Origin of the sequence: Streptomyces sp. NPDC004658, from assembly GCF_040609555.1 — a bacterium.
Lineage (GTDB): Bacteria > Actinomycetota > Actinomycetes > Streptomycetales > Streptomycetaceae > Streptomyces.
Map to the genome: position 1 here is coordinate 73,338 of NZ_JBEXKG010000004.1, position 22,111 is coordinate 95,448.

The 22,111-nt window shown below is 71.0% G+C and carries 18 protein-coding genes; 4 read left to right on the forward strand and 14 right to left on the reverse strand.

What is annotated here, in order from left to right; all coding sequences use genetic code 11:
- Positions 1-101: 101 nt before the first annotated feature.
- Both ABZV94_RS03295 and ABZV94_RS03300 read left to right on the forward strand, forming a co-directional pair.
- Positions 102-1,781, forward strand: a complete 1,680-nt coding sequence (locus tag ABZV94_RS03295; RefSeq protein WP_356336648.1) for a sensor histidine kinase — start codon at positions 102-104, stop codon at positions 1,779-1,781.
- Entirely contained in the window at positions 1,778-2,458 is a 681-nt protein-coding gene (locus tag ABZV94_RS03300; RefSeq protein WP_356336650.1) for a response regulator, read from the forward strand. The genes ABZV94_RS03295 and ABZV94_RS03300 overlap by 4 nt, the downstream gene beginning before the upstream one ends.
- A gap of 26 nt (positions 2,459-2,484) precedes the next feature.
- Here the strand turns inward: ABZV94_RS03300 and ABZV94_RS03305 are convergent, their stop codons facing one another.
- The 3 genes from ABZV94_RS03305 to ABZV94_RS03315 form a co-directional block, all read right to left on the reverse strand.
- Positions 2,485-3,543, reverse strand: a complete 1,059-nt coding sequence (locus tag ABZV94_RS03305) for an ABC transporter substrate-binding protein (RefSeq protein WP_356336652.1) — start codon at positions 3,541-3,543, stop codon at positions 2,485-2,487.
- Positions 3,544-3,606: 63 nt separating this feature from the next.
- Complete coding sequence (locus tag ABZV94_RS03310) at positions 3,607-4,470, reverse strand: ABC transporter permease (RefSeq protein ID WP_356336655.1); 864 nt, start codon at positions 4,468-4,470, stop codon at positions 3,607-3,609.
- Positions 4,460-5,275, reverse strand: a complete 816-nt coding sequence (locus ABZV94_RS03315; protein WP_014675484.1) for an ABC transporter ATP-binding protein — start codon at positions 5,273-5,275, stop codon at positions 4,460-4,462. Before ABZV94_RS03315 ends, ABZV94_RS03310 begins: the two co-directional genes overlap by 11 nt.
- Before the next feature lie 159 nt (positions 5,276-5,434).
- Between ABZV94_RS03315 and ABZV94_RS03320 the strand changes: the two genes are divergently transcribed.
- Positions 5,435-6,127: a response regulator gene (locus ABZV94_RS03320; RefSeq protein WP_356336657.1), complete on the forward strand. Its 693-nt coding sequence runs from the start codon at positions 5,435-5,437 to the stop codon at positions 6,125-6,127.
- A 16-nt stretch (positions 6,128-6,143) separates the two neighbouring features.
- On the opposite strand, the gene ABZV94_RS03325 is transcribed toward ABZV94_RS03320, so the two are convergent.
- The 6 genes from ABZV94_RS03325 to ABZV94_RS03350 all read right to left on the reverse strand — a co-directional run bounded on the left by ABZV94_RS03325 (position 6,144) and on the right by ABZV94_RS03350 (position 13,604).
- Complete coding sequence (locus ABZV94_RS03325; RefSeq protein ID WP_356336659.1) at positions 6,144-7,736, reverse strand: cation acetate symporter; 1,593 nt, start codon at positions 7,734-7,736, stop codon at positions 6,144-6,146.
- Positions 7,733-8,281, reverse strand: a complete 549-nt coding sequence (locus ABZV94_RS03330) for a DUF485 domain-containing protein (protein WP_356336661.1) — start codon at positions 8,279-8,281, stop codon at positions 7,733-7,735. The genes ABZV94_RS03325 and ABZV94_RS03330 overlap by 4 nt, the downstream gene beginning before the upstream one ends.
- 69 nt (positions 8,282-8,350) lie before the next feature.
- A complete protein-coding gene (locus ABZV94_RS03335; RefSeq protein WP_356336663.1) occupies positions 8,351-9,040 on the reverse strand; it encodes a response regulator transcription factor in 690 nt (229 codons plus the stop codon).
- Positions 9,037-10,188, reverse strand: a complete 1,152-nt coding sequence (locus ABZV94_RS03340) for a histidine kinase (protein WP_356336665.1) — start codon at positions 10,186-10,188, stop codon at positions 9,037-9,039. Before ABZV94_RS03340 ends, ABZV94_RS03335 begins: the two co-directional genes overlap by 4 nt.
- Positions 10,185-10,706, reverse strand: a complete 522-nt coding sequence (locus tag ABZV94_RS03345; RefSeq protein WP_356336667.1) for a DUF1453 domain-containing protein — start codon at positions 10,704-10,706, stop codon at positions 10,185-10,187. Before ABZV94_RS03345 ends, ABZV94_RS03340 begins: the two co-directional genes overlap by 4 nt.
- A 774-nt stretch (positions 10,707-11,480) precedes the next feature.
- Complete coding sequence (locus ABZV94_RS03350) at positions 11,481-13,604, reverse strand: DNA topoisomerase IV subunit B (protein ID WP_356336669.1); 2,124 nt, start codon at positions 13,602-13,604, stop codon at positions 11,481-11,483.
- Positions 13,605-14,045: 441 nt separating this feature from the next.
- Here ABZV94_RS03350 and ABZV94_RS03355 point away from each other — a divergent pair, with 441 nt between their 5' ends.
- The gene (locus tag ABZV94_RS03355) at positions 14,046-14,276 is read left to right on the forward strand and encodes a hypothetical protein (protein ID WP_014675476.1); all 231 of its coding nucleotides are present in this window, start codon (positions 14,046-14,048) and stop codon (positions 14,274-14,276) included.
- 99 nt (positions 14,277-14,375) lie between these two features.
- Here ABZV94_RS03355 and ABZV94_RS03360 read toward each other — a convergent pair whose 3' ends face one another.
- From ABZV94_RS03360 to ABZV94_RS03380, 5 genes are all read right to left on the reverse strand, one after another.
- Positions 14,376-15,230, reverse strand: a complete 855-nt coding sequence (locus tag ABZV94_RS03360) for a serine protease (RefSeq protein ID WP_356336671.1) — start codon at positions 15,228-15,230, stop codon at positions 14,376-14,378.
- Between the two features lie 120 nt (positions 15,231-15,350).
- On the reverse strand, positions 15,351-16,895 hold the full coding sequence (locus ABZV94_RS03365; protein WP_356336673.1) for an RNA polymerase sigma factor: 1,545 nt from the start codon (positions 16,893-16,895) through the stop codon (positions 15,351-15,353).
- 435 nt (positions 16,896-17,330) lie between these two features.
- On the reverse strand, positions 17,331-18,218 hold the full coding sequence (locus ABZV94_RS03370) for a FadR/GntR family transcriptional regulator (RefSeq protein ID WP_356336675.1): 888 nt from the start codon (positions 18,216-18,218) through the stop codon (positions 17,331-17,333).
- Between the two features lie 162 nt (positions 18,219-18,380).
- A complete protein-coding gene (locus ABZV94_RS03375) occupies positions 18,381-21,131 on the reverse strand; it encodes an ATP-binding cassette domain-containing protein (RefSeq protein WP_356336677.1) in 2,751 nt (916 codons plus the stop codon).
- Between the two features lie 163 nt (positions 21,132-21,294).
- The gene (locus ABZV94_RS03380) at positions 21,295-22,053 is read right to left on the reverse strand and encodes an NUDIX hydrolase (protein ID WP_356336680.1); all 759 of its coding nucleotides are present in this window, start codon (positions 22,051-22,053) and stop codon (positions 21,295-21,297) included.
- Between the last annotated feature and the right edge of the window lie 58 nt (positions 22,054-22,111).

A 22,111-nucleotide genomic window follows, 5' to 3' on the forward strand; every position in this document is an offset into this window, starting at 1 on the left:
GCGGGGTTCGGATGCCGTCAACCCTTGATCAACACATGGATCAAGAGATCCGCACCACACCCGCTGGGGTGCGTCCGGCCGCCCCACGTACGGTCGTGGGTATGAGCCCCACTCCCCCCGCCCGCCGGCTGCGCCTCGGTCTGCCGCGGCGGATGTTCTCCCAGGTGCTGCTGATGCAGGTGGCGATCGCCGCGGGAGTCGCGGTGCTCGCGACCGGGCTGTTCCTCGCCCCGCTCAGCAAGCAGCTGGACCAGGAGGCGATGCGCCGCGCGCTGGCCATCGCCGAGACCACGGCCCAGGACCCGCAGATCGCCGAGGGCGTCCTGACCACCCCGCCGACCAGCAACGGCCCCGTGCAGGAGGAGGCCGAGCGGATCCGGCGGGCCACGCACGCCGAGTACATCGTGGTGCTGGACCGGAACTGGGTGCGCTGGTCGCACCCCACGGCCTCGGAGATCGGCCGGCGCGTCTCCACGGACCCCACCGACGCCCTGGCCGGCAAGGAGGTCATGGAGATCGACAGGGGCACCCTGGGACGCTCGGCGCGCGGCAAGGTGCCGCTGTACGACGCCGACCACCGCATCGTCGGCGCGGTCTCGGTCGGCATCGCCTACGACAGCGTGCGGGCGCGGCTGATCAGCGCGATCCCGGGCCTGTTCGCGTACGCCGGCGGCGCGCTCGCGGTCGGCGCGCTGGCCGCCTGGCTGATCTCGCGCCGGGTCCAGCGGCAGACCCGTGACCTGGCCTTCTCCGACATCTCGGCGCTGCTCGCGGAGCGCGAGGCGATGCTCCACGGCATCCGGGAGGGCGTGGTCGCCCTCGACCGGGGCGGCCGTATCCGCCTGCTGAACGACGAGGCACGGCGGCTGCTGGGCATCGGCGACGAGGCCGTCGGGCGGACCCCCGACGAGGCGCTGGGCGCGGGCCGTACGACGGACGTGCTGGCCGGCCGCGTGACCGGCACGGACCTGCTCACCGTGCGGGGCCACCGGGTCCTGGTCGCCAACCGTATGCCCACCGACGACGGGGGCGCGGTGGCGACCCTGCGCGACCGCACGGAACTGGAGCAGCTGGGACGCGAACTCGACTCCACGCGCGGGCTGATCGACGCCCTGCGCGCCCAGGACCACGAGCACGCCAACCGCATGCACACCCTGCTGGGGCTGCTGGAGCTGGAGATGTACGACGACGCCGTGGAGTTCGTCGGCGAGGTGGTCGGGGACCACCGCGCCACCGCCGAACAGGTCACGGAGAAGATCCAGGACCCGCTGCTGGCCGCGCTGCTGGTGGGCAAGGCGACCGTGGCGGCCGAGCGCGGGGTCGCCCTGTGGGTGTCGGAGCGCACCCGGCTCCCGGACCGGCTGATCGATCCCCGGGGGCTGGTCACGGTCGTGGGCAACCTCGTGGACAACGCCCTCGACGCGGTGGCGGGCACACCGCACGCGCGCGTGGAGGTCGAGTTGCGCACGGAGGGCCGTACGGTCGTCCTGCGGGTATGCGACACGGGCCCCGGGGTCCCGGAGGACCAGCGGGAACTGGTCTTCACGGAGGGGTGGTCCACCAAGAAGCCGCCCGCGCACGGCAAACGGGGCATCGGGCTCTCCCTGGTGCGCCGGCTCGCCGAACGGCAGGGCGGCAGCGCGGCCGTGGGCACGGCGGCCGGCGGCGGCGCGGAGTTCACCGTGGTCCTGCCCGAGGCGCTGACCGAGCCGGAACTGGAACCGGCCGTGCCCGAACGGTCCGTCGGGACCGCCGCCGTCGCCGAGGAGGAGGCGCGATGATCGAGGTCCTGGTCGTGGACGACGACACCCGCGTCGCCCGGGTCAACGCGGCCTACGTGGAGAAGGTGCCGGGCTTCCACGTCGCCGGCGAGGCGCACAACGCGGCCGAGGCGCTGCGCCAGGTGGAGGCGCTGCCCCGGCTGGATCTCGTGCTGATGGACCACTACCTGCCCGACGACACGGGTCTCGCGGTGGTCCAGGAGATGCGCCGGCGCGGCCACCAGACCGACGTGATCATGGTGACGGCCGCGCGGGACGTGTCGACCGTGCAGGCGGCCATGCGGCAGGGCGCGCTGCAGTACCTGGTGAAGCCGTTCGCCTTCGCCGGTCTGCGGGCGAAGCTGGAGGCGTACGCCGAGCTGCGGCGCACCCTGGACGGCGGCGGCGAGGCCGAGCAGGCGGAGGTGGACCGCATCTTCGGCGCCCTGTCCGCCCCCTCGGAGCCCGGGCTGCCCAAGGGACACTCCCCCACGACGGCCGAGCTGGTGCGCCAGGCGCTGCTGAACGCCGAAAGCCCCCTGTCGGCCCAGGAGATCGCCGAGCGGACGGGGGTGAGCCGGCAGACCGCCCAGCGGTATCTGAAGCTCCTGGAGCGCACCGGCCGGGCCCGGCTGACGCTCAAGTACGGCGACGCGGGCCGCCCGGAACACCGTTACGTGTGGGCGACCCGCGCCTGAGCGCGCTCACGTCGACGCGGCGGCGGTCACTTGACCGCCTTGACGAACTCCGTCGTGTACGTCTTGCTCAAGTCGACCTTCGCGTTCTTGATGTTGGGGTTGAACGCCTTGAGGACCTTCTCGACGGTCTCGGGGCCGCCCTGGGGCATCACGCCGTCGTCGGTGAACATCGGAAGGGTGCTCTTGATGGCCTGCGCGTACAGCGCCTTGTCGCCCTGGGAGTAGTCGGCGGGCATCTTGGCGGCGATCTCGTCGGCGCTGTGCGTGGACATCCACTTGAGCGTCTTGACGAATGCGTTGGCCAACTTCTGGACGGTGTCCTTGTGTCCGTTCACCCAGTCCGTCTGCATGTACAGACTTGACGAGGGGTACGGCCCGCCCAGCGCCTCCTGCGAGCCCTCGGGGGTGCGCATGTCGACAAGAATCTTCCCGGCCTTCTTGTCCAGGATCGTCGCGACGGTCGGGTCGGTGGTCATGCCGCCGTCGATCGCGCCCTTCTGGAGCGCCGCGATGAACGTGGGTCCGGCCCCCACCGCGACGGGCGTGAAGTCGCTGATCTTCACTCCGTTCTTGACCGCGAGGTACTTGGTGAGGAAGTCGGTCGAGGAACCGAGCCCGGTCACGCCCAGCTTGCGGCCCTTGAAGTCCTTGGGCGAGGTGAGGTCGCCGGCGGCCTTGTTCGAGACGACCTCGACCTCGCCGGGCGCGTGCGAGAACTGCACGACCGACTCCACCGACTTGCCCTTCACCTGGAGGTCCAGGGTGTGGTCGTAGAACCCGACCGCTCCCTGCACCTGGCCGGAGACGAGCGCGGTCTCGGCCTGGACACCGGCGGGCTCGCTGAGGAGCTGGACGTTCAGCCCCTCCGCCTGGAAGTAGCCGAGGCGCTGGGTGAGCATCGCGGGCAGGTAGATGACCTTGTCCAGGCCGCCGACCATGATCTTGACGGTCTCCCCCTTTCCGCCGCCCCCACCACTGCCGGTGTCGGCCGTCGAGCTTGCCGCGTCGTTGGCGCAGGCGGTGAGCGAGGAGAGGGCGAGCAGTCCGGCGGCGGCCAGGGAGGCGTATCTGGCGGTCTTGCGCATGGCGGTTCACGTCCTTGTGAGAGGGCGGTGCGGGAAGGAGCGGGGGGTGGCGAGGAGGACCGGTCAGCTGTCGGAACCGGTGGGCCGCCAGCGGAAGATGCGGCGCTCGGCGAAGGTCAGCAGTCCCTCGGCGACGAGGGCGACGACGGCGAGGATGACCATGGCCGCGTACACGCCGGCGGCGTTGAAGGTGTTCTGCGACTGCGAGACGAGCAGGCCGATGCCCTTGGTCGCGCCGATGTACTCGCCGACGATGGCGCCGATGAGCGCGAAGCCGAAGCTGACGTGCAGGCTGGTGAAGATCCAGGAGGTGGCCGACGGGATGACGACCTGGAGGGTGACCCTGCGGTCGCTCGCGCCGAGGATGCGGGCGTTGGCCACGAGGTTGCGGTCCACTTCGCGGGCGCCCTGGAAGGCGTTGAAGAACACCGGGAAGAAGACGAGCACCACGGCCGAGGCGACCTTGGAGGAGGGCCCGAGACCGAACCAGATCAGGAAGATGGGCGCCAGCACGATCCGGGGTATCGAGTTGAGCACCTTGATGTAGGGACCGAGTACCTCGGCGAGCAATCTGATCCGGCCGAGCGCGATGCCGAGCAGCACACCGGCGACCACGCCGATGACCCAGCCGAGCAGTGCCTCGTACAGCGTGTACCAGATCTGTTCGCCCAGGGAGCCGAGCGCTGTCCCATGGGTCACCCAGGTCCAGATCTGGTCCCAGATCTTCGAGGGCATCGAGAAGTTGAACGGGTCGATGACCTTGGCACGGGACAGCGCCTCCCACAGTCCCAGCACGGCCACCAGGAGCACCACGCGCACGGTGTTGACCAAAAGCTTGCGCCGGCGGGCGGCCTGGGCCCGGGTCTGCGCGCGGTCGGGTGTCTTGACGGTGTCGACGACCGGGGTGCTGAGGACCTCAGGCGACATGGGCGGCACCCCTCTCGCGGGTGATGCGGACCTCTTCGCCGAGGGACTCCCAGATCTCGCGGTAGATCTCGATGAACCGCGGCTCCAGCCGCACCGACTCGACCTTGCGCGGGCGGGGCAGGTCGATGTCGAAGACCTGCTTCACGGTCGCGGGTCCGGCGGTCATCACGACGACCTTGTCGGCCAGCGCGATCGACTCCTCCAGGTCGTGGGTGACGAAGACGACGGAGGCGCCGGTGCCCTCCCACAGCTCCAGCAGCTCGTCCGACATCAGTGCCCGGGTCTGCACGTCGAGCGCCGAGAACGGCTCGTCCATCAGCAGGATCTCGGGGTCGTTGACGAACGTGGCCGCCAGCGCGACCCGCTTGCGCTGGCCACCGGAGAGCTGGTGCGGATAGCGGTCCTCGAAGGCCGCGAGTCCCACCCGGGCCAGCCAGTCACGGGCCCTCTGCTTGGCCTCCGCCTTGGGTACGCCCCGGAAGCGCGGGCCCGCCATGACGTTCGACAGCACCGTCCGCCAGGGGAAGGTGGCGTCCTGCTGGAAGACGAAGCCGACCTTGTCGCCGACCCCGTCAACCGGTTCCCCGGCCACCAGCACCTCGCCCTCGGTGGGTTCCTCCAGGCCGCTGACCAGGGTCAGCGTGGTGGACTTTCCGCATCCGGTCGGTCCTACGACGGCCACGAACTCGCCGCGCTCCACGGTGAGGTCCAGGCCGCGCACCGCCGTGTGCAGTCCCCCGGACGGGGTTCTGAAGGTCTTGCTCGCGCCCCGCAGCTCGATGGCGGGGCTGGTGTGTGCGCTCATGGGCCGGGACGGTAGGTGTGGCCCCGGCCACAGCAGCAGTCTTGTGAGCACAAGCCGTTCTTTTGCTCGCAAGGACCTGTTGTGCTCATTTTGCTCGCGCTACAACTGCGGAGCCGAAACACGGGCTTAACGCTCGCCGGCCTTGTAAGGAGAGGCCTGATGATTGACGTCCTGGTGGTCGACGACGACTTCCGTGTCGCTGAGATCAACGCCAAGTACGTGGGAAAGGTTCCCGGCTTCCGGGTGGCCGCCCGCGCGCACAGCGCCGCCCAGGCCCTGGCAGCCGTGGAACGCGGCTCCATCGACCTGGTCCTGCTCGACCACTACCTGCCGGACCGGACCGGCCTGGAACTCGTGCACCTCATGCGGGAGCAGGGCCACGGCACCGACGTCATCATGATCACGGCAGCGAGCGATGTGACCACCGTCCAGCAGGCGATGCGCCTGGGCGCCCTGCACTACCTGGTCAAACCGTTCACCTTCGCCGCACTGCGCACCCGCCTGGACTCCTACGCCGCCCTGCGCCGCACGGTCGACCGGGTGGGTGGCCGGGGCCTGACGGGCCAGGAACAGGTCGACCGGATCTTCGGTGCCCTGCGCACCGCCCCCGCCCCTTCCGCACCCGGCCTGCCGACCGGCCACTCCGAGCCCACGACGGACCTCATCTGCGGCGTCCTGCACCGCGCCGACCATCCGCTCTCGGCCCACGAGGTGGCCGCCCGCACGGGCCTGAGCCGCTCGACCGCCCAGCGGTACCTCCGCCACCTCGAACAGGCGGGCCGCCTCCGCCTCTCCCTGAAGTACGGCGACACCGGCCGCCCGGAACACCGGTACGCCTGGGTGGCGCCGTAGCGGGGCGGTGGCCCGGCTACACGGCTCCGGCCCCCGTCAGCGAACGCACCTCCGTCTCGGCGTACTTGCCCTCGTCCGGGACCTCGTCCGAGGTGACCGTGCCCAGCCAGCCGGCGAGGAAGCCGAGCGGGATGGAGACGATGCCCGGGTTCTCCAACGGGAAGTACTGGAAGTCGACCCCGGGGAACAGGGAATCCGGACTGCCGGACACCACCGGGGACAACAGTACGAGCCCGATCGCCGGGAGCAGCCCGCCGTACACGGCCCACACCGCGCCCCGCGTGGTGAAGCCGCGCCAGAACAGCGAGTAGAGCAGGGTCGGCAGGTTCGCCGAGGCGGCGACCGCGAAGGCGAGGCCGACGAGGAAGGCGACGTTGAGATCACGGGCCAGCAGACCGAGCCCGATCGCCACGACGCCCACGCCCACCGCCGCCCACCGGGCCACGGCCACCTCGCTGCGGGGCGTGCCGCGCCGGGTGCGCAGCGACGCGTACAGGTCGTGGGCCACCGATGCCGAGGAGGCCAGCGTGATGCCCGCGACCACCGCGAGGATCGTCGCGAAGGCCACGGCGGCGACCACCGCGAACAGCACGGTGCCCCCGGTCGAGCCCGCTCCGCCGCCCAGGTCGAGGGCGAGGAGGGGCACCGCCGTGTTCCCGGCCGCGTTGGATTCACGCACGGCCCGCGGCCCCACCACCGCCGCCGCCCCGAAGCCGAGGACGATCGTCATCAGGTAGAAGCTGCCGATCAGACCGATGGACCACACCACGGAACGGCGGGCGGCCCGCGCGGTCGGCACGGTGTAGAAGCGGGACAGGATGTGCGGCAGGCCGGCCGTGCCCAGCACCAGCGCGAGCCCCAGGCTGATGAAGTCGATCCGGGCGTTCCAGTCCCCGCCGTACTTCAGCCCCGGCGCCAGGAACGCCCTCCCGTGACCACTGCGCTCAGCCGCCGTGAGCAGCAGCCGGTCGACATCGCCGTGGAAGCGCAGCAGCACCAGAACGGTCAGGACGACCGTCCCGCTCAGCAGCAGGACCGCCTTCACGATCTGGATCCAGGTGGTGGCCCGCATCCCTCCCAACGACACATAGACCACCATGAGCGCGCCGACTCCGATGACCGTCCAGGCCTGGGCCACTCCGCTCGTCCGCCCCAGCAGCAACGCCACCAGACTGCCGGCGCCGACCATCTGCGCCACGAGATAGAGCACGGACACCGTGACCGAGGAGGCTCCCACGGCGATCCGCACCGGCCGCTCCCTCATCCGCGCGGCCACCACGTCGGCCAGCGTGAACCGTCCGCAGTTACGCACCAGTTCGGCCACCAGGAACAGCACGACCAGCCACGCGACGAGAAACCCCACCCCGTACAGGAGCCCGTCGTACCCGTAGAGCGCGATGAGCCCGCTGATCCCCAGGAAGGAGGCCGCCGACATGTAGTCGCCCGCGATGGCAAAACCATTCTCCATCGGGGAGAACAGCCGCCCGCCCGCGTAGAACTCCTCCGCCGAACCCTGCCGCCTGCGGCTCACCCACGTCGTGATCGCGAGGGTGACCACCACGAACCCGCTGAACAGCAGCAGCGCCGGCGTCTGATGGTCACCGGTCACGGCGCCCCTCCCTGCGCTCCGCGGGCCAGCTCCTGGGTGTCCCAGCGCAACTCCAGCGCGGCCCGGTCCCGGCGCAGCCGCGCGTGGCGGGCGTAGGCCCAGGTGAACAGGAACGTGGTGAGGAACTGCCCGAGACCCGCGAGCATCCCCACGTTCACCGCCCCCAGCACGGGCCGGGCCATGAGTCCCGGCGCGGTCGTCGCCGCGACCACGTACGCCACGTACCACACCAGGAAGGCCACGACCCCCGGCACCACGAACCGCCGGTACCTGCCGCGCACTTCCTGGAACGCCTCACTGCGCTGCACCTCGAGGTACACATCGCGGGCGCGCGCCGCCGACGCTCCGGGCTCGGCGCGTGCGGGCGGCACGGCCGGCGCCGGCATGCCCGCACCGTCCAGCTCACCCCAGCCCGACGCCGACGTGTCGTACCAGGGGTCCTCGTACGTCACGTCACGGGAGGACGTGCCGTCGCCTTCCTGGTTCCCGGCCGGTCTCTCGGGACCGTCCCCGACTCCACGCGGACGACCGTTGCTTGACTGCATGCCCAAGGATGGACAGGACGGGAGGATCCGTGACTCTTCTTCCTCCCGCTCTTCACCCCATCAGGTGATTCACTCGGTGGGTGGCCGCACCAGCCCCTTGCTGTAGGCGTACCGCACGGCCTGCGCCCGGTCCTTGAGACCCGTCTTGGCGAAGAGGTTGTTGATATGGGTCTTCACGGTCGCGGTCGACACGTGCAACCGGCGAGCGATCTCCTGGTTGTTGAGACCTTCGCCGATCAGCACCAGGACCTCGGTCTCGCGCGTGGTCAGCCCGTCGGGCGCCTCACCGGTCGCCGGCACCGGCACGGGCTCGGCCTGCGACAGTCGCTCCAGCAACCGTCGCTGGACGCTCGGCGACAGCCCCGCGTCCCCCGAGAGCACACTGTGCACGGCACGGACGATCTCGTCACCGCCCGCGTCCTTGGTCAGGTAACCCCGGGCACCGGCTTTCAGCGCGGGGAACAGCGAATCGTCGTCCGCGTAGGTGGTGAGCACCACCACCTGTGTGCCCGGGTACAGCGTACGGATCCGCCGGGTGGCCTCCACGCCGTCGCAGCGGGGCATCCTCAAGTCCATCAGCACGACGTCCGGAGCGAGTTCCCCGACGAGCCGCACCGCCTCCTCCCCGTCTCCCGCGGCCCCGACGACCTCCACGCCGGGCAGCAGGCCGAGCAACATCACGATGCCCTCACGGACCACGGTCTGATCGTCGGCCACCACTACCCGTGCGGTCTTCCTCTCCCCCTCCGTCTCCGTCATACGGGCACCTTCAGCGTCACCACGAACCCCTCCTCGTCCGGTCCCGCGTCCAGCGAACCGCCCAGCAGTTCGGCGCGCTCACGCATGCCCAGCAGACCGTACCCGCCCCCGGATCCGTTCAGGTCGCCCGCTTCACCGCCCGAGTCGCGTACGTTCAACGTCACCTCGTGCTCGCCGTAGTCGAGTCGCACGGTCACTTTGGCGCCCTGTGCGTGCTTGCGGACGTTCGTCAGTGCCTCCTGGGCGACCCGCCGCACGGCCTGGGACGCCTCGGCTGGGAGGGGTCTGCGTTCACCTGTGACGGTGACCTCGGCGCCGCCGGCTGTGCTGACCAGTTCGGCCAGGAACTCCTCCAGCGGGGTCAGCTCGCCCCGCAGCGCGGACAGCGCCTGCCGGGTCTCGGCGAGGCCGTCGCGGGCCATGCCCCGGGCGGCCACCACCCGCTCCAGGATCCGGTCCCGGTCCGCGCCGCTCTCGATCAGCAGCCGGGCCGCCTCCAGGTGCACGAGCTGCGCCGAAAGACTGTGCGCCAGCACGTCGTGGATCTCCCGGGCGATGCGGGCACGCTCGGCAAGCGCCGCGGACTCGGCCTCGGCTGCGCGCGCGGCGCGCTCCTGGGCGAGAAGCCGCTGCGCGCTGCCCCGGGCTTCCGCGTCCAGCCGCATGGCGTACCCGGCGAGGGCCAGGCCGACCACGGTGGCGGCCGTGGTCAGCCAGACGTCGTTGGTGAACGCGGAGTAGGAGGCCAGCGCCACCGCTGCCACGGGGACCGCCGCCCCGAGCGGCAGCCGCTCCAGCGCGCCGACTCCACAGCCGCACCAGATCACGAGGGCCGGCCCTCTGAATCCCGTCGCCTCGGCGGCGACCGCGATGCCCAGGAGCATGCCCATGAGCGCCAGGGAGGGGAGGAGCCGGTGCTCGTAGGTGGTCCGGTAGAAGGCCCAGGAGACGAGTCCGGCGAGGAGGATCGCCGCCGCTGCGGCGAGCCCTCCCCCGAGACCGACCTGTCGCTGGTGGAAGGCACCCCACAGCAGCACGGCCAGGAGGAGCAGTCGGACGGCCCGGACGAGCAGGCGCCGGGGGCGGGTCGTTCCCGTGCGACCGAGCGCTTCGCGCGACGGCCAGCGCGTCCAGACGTTCTCGGTCACACGCGCTCCTTCCACGCCAGCGGCTCGGCGTCACCGTGTGCCGGGACGGGAGCGCTCGGGGCGCCGACGGACTGGGCCCGCCAGGCCAGTATCCCGCCGCGGACCAACAGGGTGCCGGCGAGTCCGAGCATCAGTGCGGAGCTGTCCTGGTGCACACCGAGAGCGGAGCCGAGGGCGAAGACGCCGGCTCGCAGGGCTATGCCCACGACCCATACGGCACCGCTCGCCTTGCTGCTCTTGGTCCATACGACACCGTCCGGCGCCCTCCAGATACGGGTGGTCCAGCCCCAGCCGGCCCCGGTGGCCACGCCGACGAGCAACTCGACGACGAGCAGTCCGGCGGCTTCGGCCCGGTGGTGGGCGTCGAGGATGCCGGGCTCGCGCAGTGCGACGACGGCCAGGATCAAGGGCAGCAGCCACCAACGCCGGTCCGTGTCGAGCGCCCGCGCACGGAACTGCCGCGCGATCACTAGGGCGACGACGACCACGATCACCAGCGCGTTGACGAGCCCGGGCATCTGGACCTCCGTGAGCGAGAGGGCGGCGCCGGAAGCGAGCGCTGCCGACGCCTTCGAAGCTACGGAAGTCGGCAGGCCAGGGGATCGGAGCCGGGGTGGATCACGGGTGGAACCTGGCACCGGCCTGCCTCCACCCAGGGGTGGAGAGACCGTCGGGGTCGAGTGGTGCGTGGCTGTAAGGGGCGGGGTGGAAGGTGGTCAGCGGGGGCGCGGGGCAGGCGGGCCGGGGCAGGCGGGTCAGAGTAGGCCGGTCAGGCCGGAGGGGTCAGGCAGGCCGGTCAGGGCAGCCGCGTGGGTGCTGGTCAAGCGAGACACGTCCCCAGGGGACCGCTGCGCACGGGTCGGGCCTGCGCACGGTGGAATGTCGCTGGAGACCGGGAGGTGGCCGCTGGGGATCACCGCCGGGCACGATGGCCGACGGGCGGTTGGTCGGCTGGCGGGCTCCGAGCTCACAGCCGCTGCCCCCTGCCGTCCGTGACCCTGCCGTCCGTGACCCTGCCTTCCGGCCGTCCACTCACACTGGCGTGCCGCCCCCGGCTCACCCCGGAACGCCCCGGCACACGACCACTCGGCTGCCACCCGACAGCCCCTGATCCCCGCCCCTGGTCCCCTGCGCGGCGAGGCGCGCTCCAGCGAACCCCGCCCACGCCACCGCCGCCTCTCCCGGAAACGGACGCCGCCCACGGGGCACGCCTGCCCGGGGAAGCCCTCACCCCGGACAACGGCCCCGTCGGCCGAGAGCCCGCCCCCGCCGGTCGAAGCCCAGCGCAGCGGCTACGCGTCGATGCGCGACCGGTCCAGCGTCGCCGCCGAGCTGGAGATGAACTCCTTCCGGGGTGCCACGTCATTGCCCATCAGCAGGTCGAAGACCTGTTCGGCGGCCTCCAGGTCGGAGAGGTTGATGCGGCGCAGGGTGCGGTGGCGCGGGTCCATCGTGGTCTCGGCCAGCTGGTCGGCGTCCATCTCACCCAGACCCTTGTAGCGCTGGATGGAGTCCTTGTACCGGATGCCCTTGCTCTGGAACTCCATGAGCTTGTCGCGCAGCTCGCGGTCGGAGTACGTGTAGACGTACTTCTCCTGCCCCTTCTTCGGCTGGATCAGCTCGATGCGGTGCAGCGGCGGCACGGCGGCGAAGACCCGGCCGGCCTCGACCATGGGCCGCATGTAGCGCTGGAACAGCGTGAGCAGCAGACAGCGGATGTGGGAGCCGTCCACGTCGGCGTCGGTCATCATGATGATCTTGCCGTAGCGGGCCTGGTCGATGTCGAAGGTGCGGCCCGAGCCCGCTCCTATGACCTGGATGATCGCGCCGCACTCGGCGTTCTTGAGCATGTCGGTGACCGACGACCGCTGCACGTTGAGGATCTTGCCTCGGATCGGCAGCAGGGCCTGGAACTCGGAGTTCCGCGCCAGCTTCGCCGTGCCGAGCGCCGAGTCGCCCTCGACGATGAACAGCTCGCTGCGGTCGACGTCGTCGCTGCGGCAGTCGGCGAGCTTGGCCGGCAGGGACGAGGACTCCAGGGCCGTCTTCCGGCGCTGGGCATCCTTGTGCTGACGGGCCGCGACCCGGGTGCGGGCAGCCGCGACCACCTTCTCCATGACCACCCGGGCCTGGGCGGCGGCGTCGCGCTTGGTGGCCGTGAGGAACGCCTTCAGTTCCTTGCTGATCACGCTGTTCACGATGCGGCGGGCCGCCGAGGTGCCGAGGACCTCCTTGGTCTGCCCCTCGAACTGCGGCTCGGCCAGCCGGACCGTGACGACGGCGGTGAGGCCCTCCAGGGCGTCGTCCTTGACGATGTTGTCCTCGGCCACGCGCAGCAGCTTCTTGGCACGCAGCACATCGTTCAGCGTCTGGGTGAGGGCCTGCTCGAAGCCGGCGACGTGGGTGCCGCCCTTCGGGGTGGCGATGATGTTGACGAACGACCTCACGGTCGTGTCGTAGCCCGTGCCCCACCGCAGCGCGACGTCGACGCCCAGCTCACGGGTGACCTCGGTGGGGGTCATCTGACCGTGTTCGTCCAGGACCGGGACGGTCTCCTTGAAGGTGCCCTTGCCCGAGAAGCGCAGGACGTCGCAGATGGCCTTGTCGCTCGCCAGGTACTCGCAGAACTCGCTGATACCGCCGTCGAAGCGGAACGACTCTTCGCCCTTGCTGCCGCCCTCGCCGAGCCCGAACTCGTCACGGACGACGATGGTCAGGCCGGGCACCAGGAACGCGGTCTGCCGGGCGCGCTGGTGCAGGTTCTCCAGGGACAGCTTGGCGTCCCTGAGGAAGATCTGCCGGTCGGCCCAGTAGCGCACGCGCGTGCCGGTGCGCGCCTTGGGGATCTTCTTGGCCTTGCGCAGCCCGCTCTTGGCCTCGAACTTCGCGTCGGCACCCTCGGCGGCGAAGGCTCCGGGCACGCCGCGCCGGAAGCTGATGGCGTGGGTGTGGCCGCCGCGGTCCACCTCGACGTCGAGGCGGGCGGAGAGGGCGTTGACCACGGAGGCACCGACACCGTGCAGGCCGCCGGAGGCCGCGTAGGAGCCGCCGCCGAACTTGCCGCCGGCGTGCAGCTTGGTCATGACGACCTCGACGCCGGACAGGCCGGTCTTCGGTTCCACGTCCACGGGGATGCCGCGGCCGTTGTCGCGCACCTCCACGGAGCCGTCGTCGTGGAGGATCACCTCGATGTGGTCGCAGTAGCCGCCGAGGGCCTCGTCCACGGAGTTGTCGATGATCTCCCACAGGCAGTGCATCAGACCGCGGCTGTCGGTCGAGCCGATGTACATGCCGGGGCGCTTGCGCACGGCCTCAAGACCCTCAAGGACGAGCAGGTGCCGCGCGGTGTAGTTGGAACCGTCGCGGTCTGCTCCTGCCAGCAGCGCTGTGGACGGCACGGACGTATCGGCGGTCACGCGGTTCGCTCCTCGCTGAATTTCAGGTGGCCCCCTTTTGGGTAAGGGGGCGGCTTCGGTCGCCGCACAGAGGGTACCGAGCCCTGGTAGAGCCGGTGTAACGCCACCCTCGTCGGCAACTCACACTAGTCCACACTCGTATGCCTGTTCGATCCCTCGTGGGAGTGAAGCACACATCACGTTCCCTTCGAGGCATGAACCATTTAGGCTCCGGGCACGTCCTCATGAACAACCGGCAACCCGGCCGGGAGGACCGAGACAGCAAGACAGCGCGAACCCGTACGCATACAAGAGACGCAATACGGCACCTTCGCCGCCAACCGGCAGCAGACAGCCGCCCCGGAAAGATTTTTTCGAGGAAAAGCCACGAGCGGGAACGTTTTCGGGCTGGTTGGATGTTGACCCTGGTACGACAGCTCGTCGAGCTAGAGAAGAGGCGACGTGACTACTGTTCTGACCCCCGCGAGCCCCCTGACGGCCGCCGATCGCTGCGACCGCTGCGGCGCCCAGGCATACCTGCGCGTCGTCCTGCTCAGCGGCGGAGAACTGCTCTTCTGCGCCCACCACGGTCGCAAGTTCGAGCCGGAACTCAAGAAGATCGCCGCTGAGATACAGGACGAGACGGAGCGGCTGACGTCCGTTCCGAACACCGCTTCCGACGAAGAGCGCTGAATCTCGCACCACGACGAGCCAGCCCCGGCACAGGCCGGTGAACGGGCGGCCGCTCCTCGCCAGGAGTGGCCGCCCGTGCTCATGCCCGCGGACGCGTGCTCACGAGTCCCCGGAAGGCTGGGACCCCGTGGCCGGCCGCAGCGCTCGTACGATCTCGGAGACGCGCGTGTAGACGCCGGGGAGCCCCGGCCGACCGCAGCCGCTCCCCCATGACACGAGGCCGATCAGCCGCCCCCCGGCCACCAGAGGCCCGCCGCTGTCCCCCTGGCAGGCGTCGGGGCCTCCGGCGAGCTCACCGGCGCACAGCATGGTGGCGGCCCGGTAGGCGCCGTCAGGGCCGCCCGGAAAGGCGCGGGCACACATCTCGTCCGGCAGCACGCGTACGCGTGCGGCGTGGAGCCGGTGCGCGTAGGCCCCTCCGCCGGTCGTGTCCCCCCAACCGGACACCAGGGCCTGCGTGCCCGGCGTGTACGCCGGATCGCCCGTGGCCGCCATGGAGACGACGGCGCTCTGCGGCAGCGGCCCAGAGAGCCCGAGGACCGCGAAGTCTCCTGAATTGGTCATGGCGTCGTACGCGGGATTGATCCGGACCTCCCGTACGGCGATCTCCTCCCCCTGTTCCGAGAGCAGGTCGGTGCGGCCCGCGATGACCTTGAGGTCGCGTACACGGTTCGGCGGCGTCCCGAGGACCTCCTCGGACAGACAGTGGGCCGCGGTGACCACGGTGGTGCGCCCGACGGCCACGGCGCCGCAGAACTGGCCCGCCCGCATACCTCCGAATCGGTCACGGCTGGCCAGCGCCACCGTCCACGGAGCCTGCGAGACGTCGATCGGGAACCCTCCGACCACGACGCTGTCGGCGACGGCGGGAGCCATGCTCACCAGGGGTATCGCGGTCACGGTGGCCGCCAGGGCCAGCGGCCGGACCAGTGCCCGGACAACGGAACGGCGCATGCATGCTCCTCACTCTGGGTCCTCCTGGGACACCCAGAGTGATCCACGCCGGGAGGGCGCGCAGCACGAAGGCCCGGCTCCCACGGGGGAGCCGGGCCTTCGCCGCCGTACGACCGCGATCTAGTCGAGGTAGTCGCGCAGCACCTGGGAGCGCGACGGGTGACGCAGCTTCGACATGGTCTTGGACTCGATCTGGCGGATGCGCTCACGCGTCACGCCGTACACCTTGCCGATCTCGTCGAGGGTCTTCGGCTGACCGTCGGTGAGACCGAAGCGCATGGAGACGACGCCCGCCTCCCGCTCGGACAGGGTGTCCAGGACGGAGTGCAGCTGCTCCTGCAGGAGCGTGAAGCTGACCGCGTCGGCCGGGACGACGGCTTCGGAGTCCTCGATGAGGTCACCGAACTCGCTGTCGCCGTCCTCGCCCAGCGGGGTGTGCAGCGAGATGGGCTCGCGGCCGTACTTCTGGACCTCGATGACCTTCTCCGGGGTCATGTCGAGCTCCTTGGCCAGCTCCTCCGGGGTGGGCTCGCGGCCCAGGTCCTGGAGCATCTGGCGCTGCACGCGCGCGAGCTTGTTGATGACCTCGACCATGTGCACCGGGATGCGGATGGTGCGGGCCTGGTCGGCCATGGCGCGGGTGATCGCCTGACGGATCCACCAGGTGGCGTACGTGGAGAACTTGTAGCCCTTGGTGTAGTCGAACTTCTCGACCGCGCGGATCAGACCGAGGTTGCCCTCCTGGATGAGGTCCAGGAAGAGCATGCCGCGGCCGGTGTAGCGCTTGGCCAGGGAGACCACCAGTCGGAGGTTGGCCTCCAGCAGGTGGTTCTTGGCGCGTCGGCCGTCCTCGGCGATGATCTCCAGCTCGCGCTTGAGCTTCGGGGCGAGCTTGTCGGAGTTCGCCAGCTTGTCCTCGGCGAACAGACCCGCCTCGATGCGCTTGGCCAGCTCGACCTCCTGCTCGGCGTTGAGCAGGGGGACCTTGCCGATCTGCTTCAGGTAGTCCTTGACCGGGTCGGCGGTGGCGCCGGCCGCGGCGACCTGCTGCGCGGGCGCGTCGTCCTCGTCCTCGTCGGAGAGGACGAAGCCGGCGCTCTCGGTGCCCTCGGGCTCGTCGGCGACCTTGGTGTCCTCGAGAACCTCGTCCTCGAGAAGCTCGACGTCGTCCTTCTTGCCCGTGGTCTTCTTGGCGGCCGTCTTCTTGGCGACGGCCTTCTTGGCGACCGTCTTCTTGGCGGCTACCTTCTTGGCGGCGGCCTTCTTGGCGGGTGCGGCTTCTTCGGCGGAATCGGCTGCGGCCGGAGCGGCGGGCGCCGCCGCGGGGGCGGCCGTGGTCGCGGTGGCCTTCCGGGTGGTCACCGTCTTCGCCGCGACCGTCTTGGTGGCGGTGCGCTTGGCGGGGCTCTTCGCTGCGACGCTCTTGCGGGTGCGCTTGGGCTCTGCGGCACTGACCATCAGCGTCACACCCTCTTCCTCAAGGATCTGGTTGAGGCTGCGCAGTACGTTCTTCCACTGAGTGGCCGGAATCTGGTCAGCTTCGAAGGCCCGACGCACATCGTCGCCGGCGATCTGCCCCTCAGCCTTTCCCCGCTCAATGAGCGCCATGACAGAGACGGACTCGGCGATCTCCGGCGGGAGCGTACGGGATGTGCTGGCCGACACGAACAACCTCTCGGAACGTTGGAAAACGGCTTCCGGCACCGTCCACTGGGGACAGGAGCCGACCACCGGCCTGGGGATGGGCCGACGGCGCGGGCGGGGGCCGGGAAGATGCACAGCGCCTCGTTCGGCGTCCGTATTCCCTCCGCGGCTATCACCTCTTACGTCATCGCGCTGTCTCCACGAGCGTTACGCCCAATCTGCGTGGCCCGAGTCACACCCCGTAAGCGGTCAAAGGCAGTCAGACATGTGCAAATGAGATCATCGCTGGCCTTCGGACCGGCCGCACCCGCGACCAGGGTTTCCCGTCACCGCCGGACCCGGCCGGACCTGCGGATGGTCCGGCCGGGTCCGGCGGCGGCCGGTACCCGGGCCTGGTGCCGCCGCGAGTACCAGAGAACGCCGCACACCGGCGACCGCACCGTGTTCCTCGCGAGGTCAGTGCTCGCGCGGGGCGGGAACCACGCGCTCCACCTCGGGGTGGATGGTGAGGAGCTGGCGCATGGCCGTCTCCGCCGCCGTGCCGTCGCCGGTGCCGAGCGCGTCGACGATCCGCGCGTGCTGGGCGAGGGACGCCTCGTTCGGCCGGTCGCAGCCGGTGACCGGGCCGCCGGAGACCTGGAGCGCCGCCGAGACGATGCCGGACAGGTGCTCCAGCATGCGGTTGCCCGCGATCTGGATCAGCAGGGTGTGGAACTCGGTGTCCGCGCGCGAGTAGGTGAGCGCGTCGCCCTGGGCCAGCGCGTGGCTCATGATCTCTACCATGTCGCAGAGACGCTGCTGCACCTCCTCGCGCCCGTGCCCGGCGGCGAGACGGGCGGCGAGCGGCTCGATCGTCCAGCGCAGCTCGCTCAGTTCCCGGCGCTGGTCGTCGCGCTGCGGCCCGAAGGCCCGCCACTCGATGATGTCCGGGTCGAGCAGGTTCCAGTCGCTGACGGGACGCACGCGCGTGCCGACGTTCGGGCGGGCGCTGACCAGGCCCTTGGCCTCGAGGACGCGGAGGGACTCGCGGACGACGGTGCGGGAGACCTCGAAGCGCTGGCCGATCTCCTCGGGCACCAGCGGGCGGTCGGCGCCCAGGTCGCCGGAGACGATCATCTGTCCCAGCTGCTGGACGAGTTGGCCGTGCAGTCCGCGTCCGCGGCTGCCCGAGGCCCGCCTGCTGACACGGCCCAGCTCGGGGTCCCCGCCGTCCCAGACAGGAGCGCCGACGCGGTCGGTCACCGGGGCCTCGGCGTAGGGGTAGCGGTCGAGTTCGCCCGGGCCGGCCAGACCTGAGTCTGCGGAGCGGGCGGCGGTCATCATGGTGTGCGCAAGGGTACTCACGGATCCTTTGTCGGCGCCGCCTTCAACTCCCTTGAGGTCTTTGGTGAAAAGCACACGAAAGGGTGATCGCTCACGGCGTCGCAATTGACGCCTTATCGAAAAGAAATGGCCCTTCTTCGGGGAGTTGTGCACACAGCGAGAACGGAAGCGTGCGGACGGTTGTCATCCGAACCGGGTGCGCAGCGCTGTGAGCAGGTACGCACACAGCAGCGCCGCCAGCGACAACGCCAGCGCGCCCCCCACAGGTTGAGCGAGGATCCGCGCGGCCGCGACCAGGTACCGCTCCCCTCCGAAGGGCCACTGCAGCAGGAAGACCTCCCGCATCCGCACCGGGAAGTCCGCCGCCATCCGTACGGCCGGGCCTTCCAGCGCCTTGTGGACGACAGGCACGACGAGGACGGGTACGGCGAGAACGGCGGCCAGTCCTGCCGTGGTGGACCCGAACACACCGGCCGCCAGCACACCGGCCCAGGCGCAACCGACGACCAGCCCGAACCAACTCGCGGTCAGCGAAAGCCAGTCCGCGGGAACCTGCGCCAGCTCCCGTCCGTAGACGATGTAGAGCACTTCGGCGTCGCAGCCCACGGTGAGGAAGGCGAGCAGCACCGCGGTGGCTCCGGAGACGAGCAGTTTCGCGGTGAGCAGCCCCAGCCGGCGGGGGACGGTGCCACGGTCGGCCGCCAGGGCGGGGTGGCGGAACTCGTCCCCGAAGGCCAGCGCACCGAGCAGCCCCGCCGCGAGCGCCGCGGGCGGCAGCGGCAGTTGCCGCGGCCACGCAGCGAACAGCCGCGCCTGCGGGGTGTGACCGAGCCGTGCCAGGAGTACGGCGGTGAGCGCGGACACCACCAGCACGGCACCGCAGGTGAGGAAACCGGTGCCGATTCCGGCGGCGCGCCGGATCTCGTACCGCAGGGGGCGGAGGGGGCTGCGGGCGGGGCGGACGGAGATGGGGGGCGGGAGAGGGGCGGGGGCGGGGAGGGCGCGGACACCGTCGGGCAGGGCGGCGCGGCCGGTCTGCTGCTGCCGGGCGGCGGGGTTCCTGGCCCCGGGGAGGAGGGTGCGGGGGCCGGCCACGGTCGTTGTGGGAGTGCGGGTACGTCCGGCCTGCGGTTCGGAGACCGTGGCGATTTCACCGAGGCCGGTGTCCGGGGTGGCCGCCGCGTGGGTGGACCGGCCGTCGGCGGCCCTGGCGGGCGCATCACCGGCGTCAGGACCGGCCGTCTTCTTGTCGCCGGATGCGGTGACTCCGTCGTGGGTGCCGCCGTCGGCTGCGCCGGCCGACGGCGCGTCGCGCGTCGTAGCGCTGGAGACGATCAGCGGACGTTCTGCCGCGCTGCCTTGATCAGGACCGCGGCCGCCGGTCCCGGTCCGTTCCCCGTCCGCGGTTCCCCCGCGTTCCCGCGCCGCAAGTTCGGGGACCCGTCGCCCTTCACCGGCCCGGGAGAGGCTTCCCGTGGCCCGCTCGGGCGCCGGCGCCGAGGACTCGAGGACGTGTTCCCCGGGCCGCGACGGCTGCCCGGCACAGGTCGTGTCGGGCGGGGAGTGCTCCGGCGGCCCTGAGTCCGGCGCGGGTGCCGATCGACCGGGGGCCGTCGCGCGGGGTTCGCCCGTCGCCGGATCGGTCGCCGGGACGCGTGACTCCGCCGGCGGCTCCGCGGCGCGAGAGTCCGCCGCGTTAAGGGCAGGCGTCGTGATGTCCTCGGACACCGGCCGCGCGTGTTCGGGCGCCGTCGGCGACTCGCCGTTGGCGTCGCTGGGGCTCTGCGGTGAGCCTCCGAGTGCGGCCGAGCCGGATCCCAGCGGCGAGCCCGGGGCGGACTCCGGCGCCGCGCGGCCCGACCCGGTACGTCGGCGACGCGCCCACGAAGGACCCGCCGAGGCCTGCTCCGGCTCCCCGTACGGGGCGTCGGACGCCGCCGGCTCCTGTTCCGCTTGGCTGCGGTCCGACCAGGTGTTCCGGTCCGCCGGCGCTGCGTCCTGGACGGCCTGCGGGGGCTCGGTGGAGATCACCGCCGCGTCGCCCTCGGCACCGGCTCCCGGCCCCATGTCGCCGACTTCGTCGGCCAGTTGATGAACGAGGATGCCGTGACGGAACGCGATCTCGCCGACGTCGGCGGTCGTGGTGCCGTACACCGACAGGCGGTTGCCGCCCTCGCGTACGACCTCGACGGAGCGGCGAGCGGTACGCGCGTCTTTGGTGAGCAGGGCCGCGAGGCGCACGGCGTGGGGGCTGCGGACGGCCACGCGGGGGCGTAGCCGGGTGCGGGCGAACGCCCTTGCTTCCTGGTCCGCGACGACTCTGCCGGCGTCGAGGGTGACGACCCTGTCGGCGCTGCGCGCGGCCTCCTTGGTGTCGGCCGTCGTGAAGAGCACCGTGCCGCCCTGGGCGGCGTGGGCCCGCAGCATGCTGTGCAGCCACTGGGCCTCGCGGGCGGAGAGGCCGTCGGCGGGTTCGTCCAGGACGAGCGTGTGCGGGTCGGGCAGCAGGGCGCAGGCCAGGCCGAGTCTGCGGTCCATGCCACGCGAGAGCGTGCCGAGGCGCTCCTCGCGGAGACTGACGAGACCGACCACTTCGAGTACCTCGTCGGCCCGCCGGGCGGGAACTCCCGCCGCCGCGCACAGCATGCGCAGATGACCTCGGACCGAGCGGGACGGGTGGCCTGGGACATCGCCGAGGAGTACGCCGACTTCCCGCGACGGATGCGCGATCCGATGCAGGGGCCGCCCCCTGAAGTAGGTGATGCCGCGCCCCGGTTGGAGCTCAAGCATCAGTTTGAGCGCCGTCGTCTTGCCCGCACCCGCGGCCCCGAGGAGCGCGGTGACATGCCCGGCGCGCGCTTCGAAGGAAACGTCGTCGACGGCGGGCGGATGCGCCTTGCGGGGGTTGCTGGTCAGTCCGAAGGCCTGGATCACCTGCAGCAAGATAGCGCTACATGTCCCGTTTTTCCGGTATGAGGCGAGTTGCGGAAACATGCCGCGTGGTCTAGCCCCGATCTTGTCCGCCGTTCGATGGATCCGGGGCTCAGTGCGGGCAGCGGGCCCGCCGGTGCGTCCGGCGGTCCCGCCACCCCTCGGATCAGACCTCGGGGCGCAGCATCGGCGGGTTGAGCAGGGTGGCACCGCCGGCTCGGAAGAGCTGGGCCGGCCTGCCGCCCTGGCGTGTGGTCGTACCCCCCGTGGGGACGAGGAATCCGGGGGTTCCCGTGACCTTGCGGTGGAAGTTGCGCGGATCCAGGGCCACGCCCCACACGGCCTCGTACACCCGGCGCAGCTCACCGACGGTGAATTCGGGCGGGCAGAAGGCGGTGGCCAGCGACGAGTACTCGATCTTGGATCGGGCGCGTTCCACACCGTCGGCGAGGATCTGCGCGTGGTCGAAGGCGAGCGGTGCCACCGGTTCGCCGTCGCGGCCATAGCCACCCTGCTGCAGCAGTTCCTCGACCGGCGCCCAGCGCGCGTTGCTGGCGTCACCGCCGGCGCGCGGCGCGGGCAGGTCGGGCGCGAGCGCCAGATGCGCGACGCTGACCACCCGCATGCGCGGGTCCCGCTTCGGGTCACCGTAGGTGGCGAGCTGCTCCAGGTGGGCACCGTTGTCCTGGGCCGGGGCAGAGGGGTCGTGGGCGCACAGCCCGGTCTCCTCGGCCAGCTCGCGCGCCGCCGCCTGGGACAGATCCTCGTCGGCCCGTACGAAGCCGCCGGGCAGTGCCCAGCGCCCCTGGAAGGGGGGCTCGCCCCTGCGGACCGCCAGCGCGCACAGGGAATGGCGCCGCACGGTCAGCACGACCAGGTCCACGGTGACGGCGAAGGGCGGAAAGGCTGACGGGTCGTAGGGCATGCCGCGATCATAGTCGTCTTCCTGACGATAAACACTCCCTTCGCTGATGGCGCCGGTG

Bases quoted from the DNA above. Each gene is read 5' to 3' on its own strand.
- ABZV94_RS03320 (WP_356336657.1), top strand. From the start codon at position 5,435: ATGATTGACGTCCTGGTGGTCGACGACGACTTCCGTGTCGCTGAGATC.
- ABZV94_RS03310 (WP_356336655.1), bottom strand. From the start codon at position 4,470: ATGTCGCCTGAGGTCCTCAGCACCCCGGTCGTCGACACCGTCAAGACA.
- ABZV94_RS03380 (WP_356336680.1), bottom strand. From the start codon at position 22,053: ATGCCCTACGACCCGTCAGCCTTTCCGCCCTTCGCCGTCACCGTGGAC.
- ABZV94_RS03315 (WP_014675484.1), bottom strand. From the start codon at position 5,275: ATGAGCGCACACACCAGCCCCGCCATCGAGCTGCGGGGCGCGAGCAAG.
- ABZV94_RS03305 (WP_356336652.1), bottom strand. From the start codon at position 3,543: ATGCGCAAGACCGCCAGATACGCCTCCCTGGCCGCCGCCGGACTGCTC.
- ABZV94_RS03295 (WP_356336648.1), top strand. From the start codon at position 102: ATGAGCCCCACTCCCCCCGCCCGCCGGCTGCGCCTCGGTCTGCCGCGG.
- ABZV94_RS03330 (WP_356336661.1), bottom strand. From the start codon at position 8,281: ATGCAGTCAAGCAACGGTCGTCCGCGTGGAGTCGGGGACGGTCCCGAG.
- ABZV94_RS03360 (WP_356336671.1), bottom strand. From the start codon at position 15,230: ATGCGCCGTTCCGTTGTCCGGGCACTGGTCCGGCCGCTGGCCCTGGCG.
- ABZV94_RS03300 (WP_356336650.1), top strand. From the start codon at position 1,778: ATGATCGAGGTCCTGGTCGTGGACGACGACACCCGCGTCGCCCGGGTC.
- ABZV94_RS03345 (WP_356336667.1), bottom strand. From the start codon at position 10,706: ATGCCCGGGCTCGTCAACGCGCTGGTGATCGTGGTCGTCGTCGCCCTA.
- ABZV94_RS03335 (WP_356336663.1), bottom strand. From the start codon at position 9,040: ATGACGGAGACGGAGGGGGAGAGGAAGACCGCACGGGTAGTGGTGGCC.